Below are 14,193 nucleotides of genomic sequence, written 5' to 3'. Positions count from 1 at the left end.
TCCTCCCCCCGGTCGCGGCCTCGACACGAGAACCGCAGTGACACTGTCGCACGGCGAAGCTAGCGCCGCGCGCCATGCCGCTGCAACACCGGGGGACCGGCAAGGTTCCGGGGGTTCCCCCTCCTCCCCTTTTCCCCTATAAGGCCGCTCCAGCCTTCAACGAAGCCTGCCGCCAGCCTGCGCGCCCTCGCGCGCGGCACGCTGCCACGCGCGAGACGACATGCCGAAACGCACAGATATCCAGTCGATCCTCATCATCGGTGCCGGCCCGATCATCATCGGCCAGGCCTGCGAGTTCGACTATTCCGGAACCCAGGCCTGCAAGGCGCTGAAGGACGAGGGCTATCGGATCGTTCTCGTCAATTCGAATCCGGCGACGATCATGACGGATCCGGATCTGGCGCACGCGACCTATATCGAGCCGATCACGCCCGAGATCGTGGCGAAGATCATCGAGAAGGAGCGGACCGAGCGGCCGGACGACAAGCTGGTTCTCCTCCCGACCATGGGTGGACAGACGGCGCTGAACACCGCGCTGTCACTGAAGAAAATGGGCGTGCTCGAGAAGTTCGGCGTCGAGATGATCGGCGCCACGGCCGAGGCGATCGACAAGGCCGAGGATCGCGAGCTCTTCCGCGACGCGATGAAGAAGATCGGGCTGGAGACGCCGCGCTCGCGCCTCGCCCATTCGCTCACCGAGGCCCTGCCCGCGCTCGACGATATCGGCCTGCCGGCCATCATCCGCCCCTCCTTCACGCTCGGCGGCACCGGCGGCGGCATCGCCTATACCCGCGAGGAGTTCATCGAGATCGTCGAGCGCGGCGTCGACGCCTCGCCGACCAACGAGGTGCTGATCGAGGAATCGGTGCTCGGCTGGAAGGAGTTCGAGATGGAGGTCGTCCGCGACAAGGCGGACAACTGCATCATCGTCTGCTCCATCGAGAACATCGATCCGATGGGCGTACATACCGGCGATTCGATCACCGTCGCCCCGGCGCTGACGCTGACCGACAAGGAATACCAGATCATGCGCGACGCCTCGCTGGCGGTGCTGCGCGAGATCGGCGTCGAGACCGGCGGCTCCAACGTCCAGTTCGCGGTCAATCCGGCCGATGGCCGGCTGATCGTCATCGAGATGAACCCGCGCGTGTCGCGCTCCTCGGCGCTCGCCTCGAAGGCGACCGGCTTCCCGATCGCCAAGGTCGCGGCGAAGCTCGCGGTCGGCTACACGCTGGACGAGCTCGAGAACGACATCACCGGCGGCGCGACCCCGGCTTCCTTCGAGCCGACGATCGACTACGTCGTCACCAAGATCCCGCGCTTCGCGTTCGAGAAGTTCCCCGGCGCCTCGCCCGTGCTGACCACCGCCATGAAGTCGGTCGGCGAGGTGATGGCCATCGGCCGCACCTTCCAGGAATCGCTGCAGAAGGCGCTGCGCGGCCTCGAGACGGGTCTTTCCGGCCTCGACGAGATCGAGATCCCCGGCCTCGGGCAGGGCGACGACAAGAACGCCATCCGCGCTGCGCTTGGCACGCCGACGCCCGACCGCCTGCTCAAGGTGGCTCAGGCGATGCGGCTCGGCGTCTCCGTCGAGGAGATCCACGAGAGCTGCCGCATCGACCGCTGGTTCCTGCGCGAGATCAGCCAGATCATCGCGATGGAAGAGAAGGTTCGCACGCATGGCCTGCCGCCGACCGCGGGCAGCCTGCGCCGGCTGAAGGCAATGGGCTTCTCGGACCAGCGCCTCGCGGCGCTCGTCGGCAAGAACGAGGCCGATGTTTCGGCGCTGCGCGGCAGGCTCGGCGTCCATCCGGTCTACAAGCGCATCGACACCTGCGCGGCCGAGTTCGCCTCGCCGACGCCCTACATGTATTCGACCTACGAATCGCCCTTCGTCGGACCGGCGGCCGACGAGGCCGAGCCGACGGACAGGAAGAAGGTGATCATCCTCGGCGGCGGTCCCAACCGGATCGGCCAGGGCATCGAGTTCGACTATTGTTGCTGCCATGCCGCCTTCGCGCTGCGCGATGCCGGCTTTGAAGCAATCATGGTCAACTGCAACCCCGAGACCGTGTCGACCGACTACGACACCTCGGACCGCCTCTATTTCGAGCCACTGACCGCCGAGGACGTGCTGGAGATCATCCGCACCGAGACCTCGAACGGTACGCTGCATGGCGTCATCGTCCAGTTCGGCGGCCAGACGCCGCTGAAGCTCGCCGGCGCGCTCGAAGCCGCCGGGGTTCCGATCCTCGGTACCTCGCCGGATGCGATCGACCTCGCGGAGGATCGCGACCGCTTCCAGAAGCTCCTGGTGAAGCTCGCCATCCGCCAGCCGAAGAACGGCATCGCCTATTCGGTCGAGCAGGCGCGGCTCGTGGTCGCCGATCTCGGCTATCCGCTGGTCGTGCGCCCCTCCTATGTGCTCGGCGGTCGGGCGATGCAGGTGATCCGCCAGGACGAGGCGCTCAGCGACTACCTGCTCGGCACGCTGCCCGAGCTGGTGCCGGCCGACGTCAAGGCGCGCTATCCGAACGACAAGACCGGCCAGATCAACACGCTGCTCGGCAAGAACCCGCTGCTCTTCGACCGCTACCTCTCCGACGCCATCGAGATCGACGTCGATGCGCTCTCGGACGGCAAGGACGTCTTCGTCGCCGGCATCATGGAGCATATCGAGGAGGCCGGCATCCATTCGGGCGACTCGGCCTGCTCGCTGCCGCCGCATTCGCTCGACGAGGCAACTCTTGCCGAACTCGAAGCGCAGACGAAGAAGCTGGCCCTGGCCCTGAAGGTCGGCGGCCTGATGAACGTCCAGTACGCGATCAAGGACGGTGAGATCTACGTGCTCGAAGTGAACCCGCGCGCCTCGCGCACGGTGCCCTTCGTGGCGAAGACGATCGGCCTTCCCGTTGCGAAGATCGCCTCGCGGATCATGGCCGGCGAAAGCCTCGCGAGCTTCGGCCTCGTTGCGAAGAAGCACGACCACATCGCCGTCAAGGAAGCTGTGTTCCCCTTCGCGCGCTTCCCCGGCGTCGACACCCTGCTCGGGCCGGAGATGCGCTCGACGGGCGAGGTCATGGGCCTCGACCGCGCGTATGAGGTTGCCTTCGCCAAGAGCCAGCTCGGCGCCGGCAGCGCCCTCCCCGTCTCGGGCACGGTGTTCGTTTCAATGCGCGACAGCGACAAGGAGGGCATCGTCGAATCGATGCGCCGCCTCGAAGCGCTCGGCTTCCGCATCATCGCCACGTCGGGCACGCAGCGCTTCCTCGCCGAGAACGGCATCGCCTGCGCCAAGATCAACAAGGTGCTGGAAGGCCGGCCGCATATCGTCGACGCGATCAAGAACGGCGACGTGCAGCTCGTCTTCAACACGACCGAAGGCGCCCGCGCGCTCGGCGACAGCCGCGCGATGCGCAGGGCCGCGCTGCAGCACAAGGTTCCCTACTACACGACGCTGGCAGGCGCCGTGGCGGCGGCACAGGGCGTCGAGGCCTATGCGACCGGCGTGCTGGAAGTCCGGCCGCTGCAATCCTATTTCAGCGCGGCCTGACCGACATCGGGCTGCGAGGGGGTACGCCGCCGGCGCTCTTTGCGCCGGCGGGTCTTGCACTCCGGGCGAACGTGGACAACACTCCCTGTTCCGGGCCAGCCGACGAGGCGCCCGGGGAGGGAGCGTCTGCCGTTTCTAGCGGCGTTCACGCCCCCCATGTTGCAGTCGATGTCAGAGCCAGGGGACCGGCCCTTCTTGGCCGGTGCCGTGCATTATTGTGCGCTCGCGGTATGACCGCGGGAGCCAAGACGAAGAAAAGGCTTGGAACACCATGGAAAAGGTTCCCATGACGGCCAGGGGCCATGCGGCGCTCGAAGTCGAGCTGAAGCGCCTGACCTCTGAGGAGCGCCCGCGCATCATCGCGGCGATCTCGGAGGCGCGCGCCCATGGCGATCTTTCCGAGAATGCGGAATATCACGCCGCCAAGGAGGCGCAGAGCCTGAACGAGGGCCGCATTGCGGAACTCGAGGACAAGCTCTCGCGCGCCGAAATCATCGATGTCTCGAAGCTCTCCGGCAAGACGGTGAAGTTCGGCGCAACGGTGAAGCTCGTGGACGAGGACACCGAGGAAGAGAAGACCTACCAGATCGTCGGCGATCTCGAGGCCGATGTGCGCCTCGGCCGCATCTCGATCTCCTCGCCGATCGCCCGCGCGCTGATCGGCAAGCAGGTCGGCGACACCGTCGCCTTCGTCGCGCCGGGCGGCGATCGGTCGTACGAGATCCTCGACGTCGGCTTCCGCTAGGCGGAGGCCCGCTCCGCCTCGGCTGGAGCGCAGCAATCATGACGCCGGCCCCCTATCGCACGCGATCCGACCTCGCCGCCGATTGCGCGGCGCTGGGCATCGGGGCCGGCGACATCGTCATGGTCCATGCCGCGATGAGCCGCGTCGGGCCGCTCCTGAACGGGCCCGACGCGCTGATCGGCGCGCTTCTCGATACGGTCGGACCACAGGGCACCATCCTCGCCTATGCGGACTGGGATGGCTCCTATGACGATCTCCTCGACGCGGAAGGCCGCGTTCCCGAGCGCTGGCGCCCGCATATCCCGCCCTTTGATCCGGCCAGATCGCGTGCGATCCGCCATAACGGCATCCTGCCGGAGTTCCTGCGCACGACTCCGGGTGCCCGCCGCAGCGGCAATCCCGGCGCCTCGATCGTCGCGCTCGGCGCCCAGGCGGCGGAGATCACTGCCGGCCACCCGCTCGACTACGGCTATGGCGAGCGCACTCCGTTCTCGAAACTGGTCGCCATGGGCGGCAAGGTGCTCAATGTGGGCGCGCCGCTCGATACGATGACACTGCTGCACCATGCCGAGCATCTGGCGCGGCTGCCGGGCAAGCGCATCCGCCGGGTCGAGGTGCCCTTCGCGACCACCGCCGGAACCGTTTGGCGGATGATCGAGGAATTCGACACCGGCGATCCGGTCGTCACAGCCTTCGCGGACGACTATTTCGGCGCCATCGTCAGTGATTTTCTTGCGACCGGCCAAGGGCGGCGCGGCCGCGTCGGCGACGCTAACGCCATCCTGGTCGACGCGGCGCCGATCGTCGCCTTCGCCGTCAGCTGGATGGAAGCGCGCGCCGGCTGATCAGACGATCGCAACCAGCGGCGCGTCCTTGACGCGGCGGATGGTCAGCGAGGTCTTGACGCTGGCGACATTCGGCGCGGCGGTCAGTTCCTCGATGAAGCCCTGGAAGGCGCGGAGGCTTGGCGCCACGCATTTAAGGATGAAGTCGGCCTCGCCCGACAGCATGTAGCACTCTCGGACAATCGCCCACTCGCGCACGCGCGCCGCAAAGCCGGAGAGATCGGCCTCGGCCTGGCTGGACAGTCCGACCATCGCGAACACCGTCACGTCGAAGCCGAGCGCCTTCTCGTCGACCAGCGCCCGATAGCCCGTGATGATCCCGGCCTCTTCCAGCGCGCGCATGCGGCGCAGGCACGGCGGCGCGGAGATGCCGACCCGCCGGGCCAGTTCGACATTGGTGATGCGTCCGTCGTCCTGAAGCTCCTTCAGGATCTTCCAGTCGATCGCGTCGAGCGTGGCCTTCACGAATGCCTCCGGCTGCGGCGAGGCCCCGTGCGGCGCCGCCGTCCGCCCTCTTCCACCGATTCTCGCCGATGCGCCATGATTCGGAAACAATTGTCCGGGAGAACACACACGAATGCATGGCTCGCCGCCTTGCATGCGCTGCGCTCAACCCTCTAAGGTCACGACCTTACAGAAACTGCCGGCCATTCCTATTTCAGGCGCATCATGCAACACGCCAAGCTCATCATCGTCGGTTCCGGCCCCGCAGGATACACCGCCGCGATCTACGCCGCGCGCGCGATGCTGGAACCCGTGCTCATTTCCGGCGTCCAGCCGGGTGGCCAGCTGACCATCACCACCGATGTCGAGAATTATCCCGGCTTCGCCGACGTCATCCAGGGCCCGTGGCTCATGGAGCAGATGCGACTGCAGGCCGAGCATGTCGGCACGCGGATGGTCACCGACCACATCATCGAGGCCGATCTCTCGCAGCGTCCCTTCGTCCTCAAGGGCGATTCCGGCGAGGTCTACACGGCCGACACGCTGATCCTCGCCACGGGCGCGCAGGCGCGGTGGCTGGGGCTCGAGAGCGAGCAGCGCTTCAAGGGCTTCGGCGTCTCGGCCTGCGCCACCTGCGACGGCTTCTTCTATCGCGGCAAGGACATCTATGTCGTCGGCGGCGGCAACACCGCCGTCGAGGAGGCGCTCTATCTCTCGCATATCGCGAAGTCGGTGACGATCGTGCACCGCCGCGATCATTTCCGAGCCGAGCGGATCATGCAGAACCGCCTCCTGGCGCGCGACAACGTCAAGGTCGTCTGGAACAGCGTGATCGAGGAAGTGACCGGCAAGGGCGGCTTCCCGCCTTCGGTCACCGGCCTCAAGCTGCGCAATGTCGAGACCGGCGCCGTGACCGACGTCGAGACGGACGGTGTCTTCATTGCCATCGGCCATGCGCCGGCCACCGAGATCGTTGCCGGGCAGGTCAGGCTGAAGCCGTCGGGCTATATCTGGACGGCGCCGGATTCGACGGCGACCAGCGTCCCCGGCGTCTTCGCGGCCGGCGACGTGACGGACGAGGTCTTCCGCCAGGCCGTGACGGCCGCGGGACAGGGATGCATGGCGGCGCTGGAGGCCGAGCGCTGGCTGGCGGCCAATCCGGTCGCGGACATGACGGCCGTCGCGGCCGAATAGACACGCGACGGACGGGCGTCGGGGGCGCCGCCAAGATGGACTGGGACAAGCTCAGGATCTTTCACGCGGCGGCGCAAGCCGGGTCGTTCACCCATGCCGGCGAGCAGCTCGGCATGAGCCAGTCGGCGGTCTCGCGGCAGGTGAGCGCGCTCGAGCAGGATCTCGGCGTGCCACTCTTCCACCGCCATGCCCGCGGACTGATCCTTTCCGAGCAGGGCGAGCTTCTCTTCCGCGCCTCGCAGGACGTGATGATGAAGCTCGAGGGCGTGAGGATCCGCCTGACGGATTCACGCGAGAAGCCAACAGGCACGCTCCGCATCACCACGACGGTCGCGCTCGGCTCGACCTGGCTCACCGAGCGGCTCAACGAATTCGTCGACCTGCATCCGCAGGTGAACCTGCACCTGATCCTCGACGATCAGGAGCTGGACCTCACCATGCGGCAGGCCGACGTCGCAATCCGCCTCCGACAGCCGGTGCAGCCGGATCTCATCCAGCGCCGCCTGTTCACGACGCATTATCACGTCTACGCCTCGCCCGATTACGTGGCCCGCTTCGGCAAGCCGGAAACGCTGGAAGATCTCGACCATCACCGGATCGTCACCTTCGGCGTGCCGGTTCCGCCCAACATCCGCGACGTGAACTGGCTGGAGATCGCCGGCCGCTCGACCGACAATCCCCGCGAGCCGATCGTCCGCATCAACAACATCTACGCCATCAAGGCGGCGGTGGAGCGGGGCACGGGTATCGCCATCCTTCCCGACTACATGATCGAGGAAGGTTCGCCGCTGGTGAAGCTGATGCCGGAAGCGCAGGTGCCGAGCTTCCCGACCTATTTCTGCTATCCGGCCGAACTCAAGAATTCGGCCCGCGTCACCGCTTTCCGCGACTTCATGCTCGCCAAGGCGCAGAACTGGCAATTCTGAAGGCAGGTCCAAAAACTGCACATTTCGGCGCCAGCATTGCATGCACTACGCTGCACTGCGAAAAGCCCTATGGCCGCCGTAGCGTTTTTTCAGCGAATTGGCGCAAAATCTTTCCGGATCGACCGCCGATCGACGCTCGACATTCCAGAATTCGACCCTTCACGAATTTTTGTTCTGATCCACCGGAAATGCATAGCTGCAATGCATTGATGCCGGTTGTTTGTGCAGAGCGATCGCTCCATATCTCTCATCAGTTGATGCGTTGCCGGCGGCTTCCTCCTCCCTGCCGCCCGTGGACCTCAACTGTTCCCTCTGGAAGGTGTTTGCTGCGTCTTCCCTGCCGCAGCAACAAAGACTTAGCCGGGCCTCGCAAGAGCGCCCGGCCTTTTCTTTTTGCGATGCACTCCGGCTGATGCGCCGCAGCAGGACTGCTCACATATAGAGCGGCTGCCCCTGCAGGTCCTTGTAGAGGTCGGCGACGAACGCGCCGTAGCCGTTGAAGAGCTGCGTCGGGATGCGCTGGTTGGTGCCGAGCACGGTTTCGGTCGCCTGGCTCCAGCGCGGATGCGGCACCTCGGGGTTCACATTCGCCCAGAAGCCGTATTCCGAGGACTGCAACTGCTGCCAGAAATTGAGCGGCTGCTCCTCGACGAATGACACCTTCACGATCGACTTGATGCTCTTGAAACCGTACTTCCACGGAGTATGCAGGCGGATCGGCGCACCCATCTGATTGGGCAGCGGCTTGCCATAGGCCCCGGTCACCATGAAGGCGAGCTCGTTGGTCGCCTCCGCCATGGTCAGCCCCTCGACGTAAGGCCACGGATAGAACGGCTCGTTCTGGCCGGGCGCCATGGCCGGATCCATGAAGGTCTCGAAGCGCACATATTTGGCGCCCGACAGCGGCTTCGCATAGGCGACGAGCGCCGCGAGCGGAAAGCCGGTCCAGGGCACGGTCATCGACCAGGCCTCGACGCAGCGGTGGCGGTAGAGCCGTTCCTCGAACGTCATCGCCTTGAAGAGATCGTCGATGGCGACGGTCTTGGGTGCTTCGACAAGGCCGTCGATCGCAATCGTCCAGGGCCGTGTCTTCAGCGCTTCCGCCGCCGCCGCGAGGTCCTTGTCGGTGCCGTATTCGTAGAAGTTGTTGTAGTGGAGGTTGATGTCCTCCGGCGTGACATCGCGCTCGATGGTGTAGCGCGGATTGCGCTTGGCCGGAAAAAGCGACGCGCCCGGATCGGCGTCCTCAGCCCGGGGCGCGCGCGGGAGCGCCAGCGCGGCGAGGCCGAAGCCGCCGGCTGCGAGGATCGCGCGCCTGTTCAGGAAGACAGACTCCGGCGTCGCTTCCCGCTCGGCGATTTCCCAGCCCCGACGCCGCCTGATCAGCATGATGCGCTCCGTCCCTTCGATGGATTGCCCAACAGCTAGGGCGTGCGCCACCGCCGTCAAATCACGATGGCGTGGCGCGGCGCCATGGCACCAGCTTCGGCTTGCCTTGGCGGGGCGGCGCGACTAGGTTCCGCGCCGCACAATCCCTCCTTCCGGAGCCTTGAAAATGGCCTTCCTCGCCGACAGCCTCGCCCGCATCAAGCCGTCCGCGACCATCGCGGTCACCAACAAGGCGCGCGAGCTGAAAGCGGCCGGCCGCGACGTGATCGGCCTCGGCGCCGGCGAGCCTGATTTCGACACGCCCGAGAACATCAAGGAAGCCGGCATCCGGGCGATCCGCGAGGGCAAGACGAAGTACACCGCCGTCGACGGCATCCCCGAGCTCAAGGCCGCCATCGCCGCCAAGTTCAAGCGCGAGAACAACCTCACCTACGCGCCCAATCAGATCACGGTCGGCACCGGCGGCAAGCAGGTGCTCTACAACGCGCTGATGGCGACGCTGAATCCCGGCGACGAGGTGATCATTCCTGCGCCCTACTGGGTGTCCTATCCCGAGATCGTCGCGCTCGCCGGCGCGACGCCGGTCGAGGTCGTGGGTCCGCAGGAGAGCGGCTACAAGATCGCCCCGTCGGCGCTCGAAGCCGCGATCACGCCGAAGACGAAGTGGCTGATCCTCAACTCGCCGTCGAACCCGACCGGCGCCGGCTACACGCGCGCCGAGTTGCGGGCGATCGCCGACGTGCTGCTCCGTCATCCGCATGTGTGGATCATGACGGACGACATGTACGAACATCTCGTCTTCGACGGCTTCGAATTCTCGACCATCGCCGAAGTCGAGCCGCGGCTCTATGACCGGACGCTGACCGTGAACGGCGTCTCGAAGGCCTATGCCATGACCGGCTGGCGCATCGGCTATGCCGGCGGCCCCGCCCATCTCATCAAGGCGATCGGCACCATCCAGTCGCAGTCGACCTCCAATCCGTCGTCGATCTCGCAATGGGCGGCAGTCGAGGCGCTGAACGGGCCGCAGGATTTCATCGCCACCAATCGCGAGGTGTTCCGCAAGCGGCGCGACCTCGTCGTCTCGATGCTGAACCAGGCGAAGGGCATCGTCTGCCCGAACCCGGAAGGCGCCTTCTACGTGTTCCCGTCCTGCGCCGGCACCATCGGCCTGACCTCGGCCGGCGGCGCCAGCATCACCGACGACGAGAGCTTCGTCACGGCCCTTCTCGAAGAGGAAGGCGTCGCGGTGGTCCAGGGTTCGGCCTTCGGCCTCGCCCCGCATTTCCGCATCTCCTATGCGACCTCGACCGAGGCGCTCGAAGAAGCCTGCACCCGCATCCAGCGCTTCTGCGGCAATCTTCGCTGATCGGCGCGCCGGCGCCGCGATTCCTGACGACAGCCGCGGGGCGGGACCGTATCCTGCCCCGTCGCTTCAATCGGGTTGTCGGGGAGGCAATCATGGCCGGCTTGTCGATCCACCACGTGGCTCTGGTGGTCACGGATCTCGAACGCTCGATCGAGTTCTATCAGCGCGTGTTCGGCCTCGACCGGCTGCAACGTCCGCCCTTCTCGACGGCAGGCGTCTGGCTGGCCTGCGGGGAGCTGCAGCTTCACCTCATCAAATATGACGAGGGCTGCTTTCGCCGGCGCCCCTTTCCGGACGTGAACGACTGGCATTTCGCCTTCCGGACCGACGATTTCGACGGCATGCTCAACCACCTTGTCTCGCTTGGCTTCCGCGAAGACGTGCAGGAAGGCGATCCGCGTCTGGTCGTGGTGCGCCGAACGGGCGTCGCGGGCTTCCCCCAGCTCTATTTCATCGATCCCGACAACAACATCATTGAGGTCAACGGCGCGCCGGCCCATCAGCCGCCGCTCTGGCAGCCTCCGACCAACTGAACGGCAGCGATGATCGGGACTTTCCTCGACAGCAGCAGCTTCGCGCTTTTCCTGTCGCTTCTCCATATCGCGATGGCCGCGGCTGTCACGGTCCATGCCCTTCTGACCCGGCTCGCGCCTCAATCCACGATCGCCTGGATCGGGCTTGCCTGGCTGTCGCCCTATATCGGGCCGGTCCTCTATTTTCTCTTCGGCGTCAACCGCGTGCGCCGCAAGGCGATCAAGCTCTCGGGACCCGGCTCGGACATCGACGCGCCGACCTCGCGCTATGCGCTTGCGCCGGAGGACATCGAGCCTGAGGGTGGCGACGAGCATCTCGAACCGCTGGCCGAGTTCGGCCTGCGGCTCACCGGCCGCCCCCTCCTCGCCGGCAACGCGCTCCACCCGCTCGTCTGCGGCGACGAGGCCTATCCCGAGATGTGCACGGCGATCGACGCCGCTGAGCGCTCGGTCGCGATCTGCAGCTTCATCTTCCACGACGATGCCGGCGGCGGGCCGATCATCGATTCCCTCATCGCCGCCCATCGGCGCGGCGTCGCCGTGCGCGTGCTGGTCGACGGGCTCGGCTCCGGCTATCTGCGCAGCCCCGCCTTTCAGCGCCTGAAGGCAGCCGGCGTGCCCGCTGCGCGCTTCATGCACGAGATCGCGCCCTGGAAGATGTCGTTCATCAACCTGCGCACCCACAAGAAGGTGCTGGTGATCGACGGCCGGCTCGGCTTCACGGGCGGCATGAACATCGCCTCCGACAATCTCTTCCGCGTCATGGACATTCCGCCGAAGCGGGCGGTGCAGGACCTGCACTTCCGCGTCGAGGGCCCGGTGGTCGCCCATCTGATGGAGACCTTCGCCGAGGACTGGGCCTTCACGACCGGAGAGCGCCTGACCGGCGCGCCGTGGTTCGGCGAGATCAGCGCGGCCGGCGACATCCCCGCGCGCGGCATCGCCAGCGGACCGGACGAAGACAACGAGAAGCTGATGTGGACCATGGCTTCGGCCATCGGCCGGGCCGAGAATCGGGTCCGCATCGTGACGCCCTATTTCGTGCCCGACGACCGGCTGGGATCGCAGCTCGCCCTCGCCGCGCTGCGCGGCGTCCATGTCGAACTCGTCCTGCCGGGCCATTCCAACCACGTCTACATGGACTGGGCGATGAATGCGCTGCTCGCGCCGCTGCTGCGCGCCGGCTGCGTCGTCCGCCGCACGGCCGCGCCCTTCGATCATTCCAAGCTGATGACGGTCGACGGCGCCTGGGCAATGTTCGGCAGCGCCAACTGGGACGCGCGCAGCCTCAGGCTCAATTTCGAGTTCAACGTCGAGGCCTATTCGTCGGAATTTGCCGCGACGGTGGACGCGATCATCGACGGCAAGGTCAAGTCCGCCCGCCGCGTCCGCCAGTCGGAACTGAAGCGGCGGCCGCTCCTCGTCCGCCTGCGCGATTCCGCCGCGCGCCTCGCTTCGCCCTATCTCTGACGCGGCGTCAGAGCCAGTCGCGCCACTTGAAGTAAAGGTAGGGCAGCACGGCGGAGAGCACCATCGCGCCGAGCGCCGCCGGATAGCCGACATGCCAGTGCAACTCGGGCATGTACTCGAAGTTCATTCCATAGATGGCGCCGATCAGCGTCGGCGGCAGCAGGACCGTCGAGACGATCGTCAGCACGCTGATCACCTTGTTCTGCTCGGTCGAGATCAGGCCGAGCGTCGCGTCGAGCAGGAAGGTGATCTTGTTCATGACGAAATTGGCGTGGTCCTCCAGCGAGCGGATGTCGCGCAGCATCAGCTTCAGCCGCGCGGCGAACGTGCCCTTGCTCTTCGGCGGATCCGGCACCATCGCCGCCGCATACTGGACGAGCCGCTCGAGCGAGGCGAGGCTCTCGCGCGTCTTGGAGGCGAGATCGCCCTGGACACCAAGGCCGCTGATCGCCCCCGCGAGGCGCCGGTTGCGCTGACGCCTTCTCGCCCGCTGGTCGAAGATCTCCGAGTTCAGGCGATCGACCGACTGCGCGATCCGCTCCAGAACATCCGCCGACCGGTCGATGAACGCCTCCATGAGCGCGGCGAAGACGCCGGTCGCGCTGGTGCAGCCGCTGCTGGCCTTCATCGAGCGCTGCATGAACTGCTTGAAGGCCGTCATGTCGGCATAGCGCAGCGTGACGAGCTTGTCCCTGCCGAGCGCGAAGGAGAAGGGCGTCAGCCCCGGGGTGCCCTGGTCAATGCCGACGATGATGCTAGCGGTCATGATGACGATGTCGTCCTCGACATAGAACCGGCTCGAGAACTCGATCTCGCTCAGTTCCTCCTGCGTCGGGATCAGCCCGCCGAGAAACGCCTCCGCCGCGGCCTCCTCGGTCTTGTCGGGAGTATGGAGATCGACCCAGCCGATGCCCCCCGCCTCGCCACGGCCCAGCGCCTCGATCGGCGGAAGCGCTGCCGGCGACGGCCCGCCCTCGGCGAGAACATAGGCTTTGAGCATGAAGGCACCCGACTTTTGCCGCCGATTCACCAAGACCCGCCGCTAGGGCTTGCGACCTCGAGCCCCGCTTGCGATGACGCAGTGCGAGGCTCCTTTGGATCAAAGCGGCCTGCTCTCCGTTATCATGACCTAAACGGGGCTCCAACAGCGGCCCGTTTCCGGTGCCGCTCGCTAGAAGAAGGAATACGAGCATGAAGTCCGTCTCGATGAAGATCGCTGCCGTGCTGGCCGCGGCGCTCGCCACCGCAGGCGTCGCCCGCGCCGCCGACATGTCCCAGCCGATGCCCTATCAGGACGACGAGCGCAACGGCGTGAAGATCGGCATGCTGGAATGCGATGTCGGCGGCGGCCTCGGCTATGTGATCGGCTCGGCCAAGGAGCTGTCCTGCACGTTCCGCTCGAACAAGGGCCGCGTCGAGACCTACACGGGCAACATCAAGAAGCTCGGTGTCGACATCGGCTGGACCCGTCAGGGCAAGATCATCTGGGCAGTGTTCGCTCCGGTCGCCGGCTATCATCATGGCGCCCTCTCCGGCCTCTATCTCGGCGCGACCGCCGAGGCGAGCGTCGTCGCAGGCGTCGGCGCCAATGTTCTCGTCGGCGGCACGGGCGGTTCGATCGCCCTGCAGATGATCAGCATAACGGGCAATATCGGCCTCAACGCCGCTGCCGGCGGCGCCGCGCTGACGCTCGTTCCGAGCGCCTGATCCAGCCAACCGCCCCGT

Annotated in this window: 12 protein-coding genes; 9 read left to right on the top strand and 3 right to left on the bottom strand. The window is 66.2% G+C overall.

What is annotated here, in order from left to right:
* The first annotated feature begins 220 nt into the window (after positions 1 to 220).
* The 3 genes from carB (at position 221) to aac(3) (ending at position 5,143) form a co-directional block, all read left to right on the top strand.
* The gene (gene carB, locus QO015_RS20055) at positions 221 to 3,553 is read left to right on the top strand and encodes a carbamoyl-phosphate synthase large subunit (RefSeq protein WP_266283857.1); all 3,333 of its coding nucleotides are present in this window, start codon (positions 221 to 223) and stop codon (positions 3,551 to 3,553) included.
* 271 nt (positions 3,554 to 3,824) lie between these two features.
* Positions 3,825 to 4,298 (top strand): transcription elongation factor GreA, encoded by a 474-nt coding sequence (gene greA, locus QO015_RS20050; protein ID WP_266283856.1) that lies wholly within the window; start codon positions 3,825 to 3,827, stop codon positions 4,296 to 4,298.
* Positions 4,299 to 4,336: 38 nt separating this feature from the next.
* Positions 4,337 to 5,143 carry an aminoglycoside 3-N-acetyltransferase gene (gene aac(3), locus QO015_RS20045; protein ID WP_266283855.1) on the top strand — a complete coding sequence of 269 codons (807 nt, stop codon included), beginning with the start codon at positions 4,337 to 4,339 and terminating at the stop codon, positions 5,141 to 5,143.
* Here the strand turns inward: aac(3) and QO015_RS20040 are convergent, their stop codons facing one another.
* Positions 5,144 to 5,608, bottom strand: coding sequence for an Lrp/AsnC family transcriptional regulator (locus QO015_RS20040; protein WP_266283854.1), 465 nt, complete (start codon positions 5,606 to 5,608; stop codon positions 5,144 to 5,146).
* A 204-nt stretch (positions 5,609 to 5,812) separates the two neighbouring features.
* On the opposite strand from QO015_RS20040, the gene trxB reads away from it, so the two are divergent.
* Both trxB and QO015_RS20030 read left to right on the top strand, forming a co-directional pair.
* Positions 5,813 to 6,781 (top strand): thioredoxin-disulfide reductase, encoded by a 969-nt coding sequence (gene trxB, locus QO015_RS20035; RefSeq protein ID WP_266283853.1) that lies wholly within the window; start codon positions 5,813 to 5,815, stop codon positions 6,779 to 6,781.
* A 35-nt stretch (positions 6,782 to 6,816) separates the two neighbouring features.
* Positions 6,817 to 7,707, top strand: coding sequence for a LysR family transcriptional regulator (locus QO015_RS20030; protein WP_266283852.1), 891 nt, complete (start codon positions 6,817 to 6,819; stop codon positions 7,705 to 7,707).
* Between the two features lie 432 nt (positions 7,708 to 8,139).
* Here QO015_RS20030 and msrP read toward each other — a convergent pair whose 3' ends face one another.
* A complete protein-coding gene (gene msrP, locus QO015_RS20025; RefSeq protein ID WP_266283851.1) occupies positions 8,140 to 9,096 on the bottom strand; it encodes a protein-methionine-sulfoxide reductase catalytic subunit MsrP in 957 nt (318 codons plus the stop codon).
* A 166-nt stretch (positions 9,097 to 9,262) separates the two neighbouring features.
* Here msrP and QO015_RS20020 point away from each other — a divergent pair, with 166 nt between their 5' ends.
* The 3 genes from QO015_RS20020 to QO015_RS20010 all read left to right on the top strand — a co-directional run bounded on the left by QO015_RS20020 (position 9,263) and on the right by QO015_RS20010 (position 12,468).
* The gene (locus QO015_RS20020) at positions 9,263 to 10,465 is read left to right on the top strand and encodes a pyridoxal phosphate-dependent aminotransferase (protein WP_266283850.1); all 1,203 of its coding nucleotides are present in this window, start codon (positions 9,263 to 9,265) and stop codon (positions 10,463 to 10,465) included.
* 92 nt (positions 10,466 to 10,557) lie between these two features.
* Positions 10,558 to 10,998 carry a VOC family protein gene (locus QO015_RS20015; RefSeq protein ID WP_266283848.1) on the top strand — a complete coding sequence of 147 codons (441 nt, stop codon included), beginning with the start codon at positions 10,558 to 10,560 and terminating at the stop codon, positions 10,996 to 10,998.
* A gap of 9 nt (positions 10,999 to 11,007) precedes the next feature.
* Positions 11,008 to 12,468, top strand: a complete 1,461-nt coding sequence (locus QO015_RS20010; RefSeq protein ID WP_266283846.1) for a phospholipase D-like domain-containing protein — start codon at positions 11,008 to 11,010, stop codon at positions 12,466 to 12,468.
* Between the two features lie 7 nt (positions 12,469 to 12,475).
* Here QO015_RS20010 and QO015_RS20005 read toward each other — a convergent pair whose 3' ends face one another.
* Positions 12,476 to 13,468: a magnesium transporter CorA family protein gene (locus tag QO015_RS20005; RefSeq protein WP_266283844.1), complete on the bottom strand. Its 993-nt coding sequence runs from the start codon at positions 13,466 to 13,468 to the stop codon at positions 12,476 to 12,478.
* Positions 13,469 to 13,674: 206 nt separating this feature from the next.
* On the opposite strand from QO015_RS20005, the gene QO015_RS20000 reads away from it, so the two are divergent.
* Positions 13,675 to 14,175 carry a DUF992 domain-containing protein gene (locus QO015_RS20000; protein WP_266283881.1) on the top strand — a complete coding sequence of 167 codons (501 nt, stop codon included), beginning with the start codon at positions 13,675 to 13,677 and terminating at the stop codon, positions 14,173 to 14,175.
* Positions 14,176 to 14,193: the final 18 nt, after the last annotated feature.

The sequence above is a fragment of the Kaistia geumhonensis genome (assembly GCF_030815145.1).
In the GTDB taxonomy this organism is placed as follows: domain Bacteria; phylum Pseudomonadota; class Alphaproteobacteria; order Rhizobiales; family Kaistiaceae; genus Kaistia; species Kaistia geumhonensis.
This window is presented reverse-complemented; position numbering and strand designations above follow the sequence as displayed.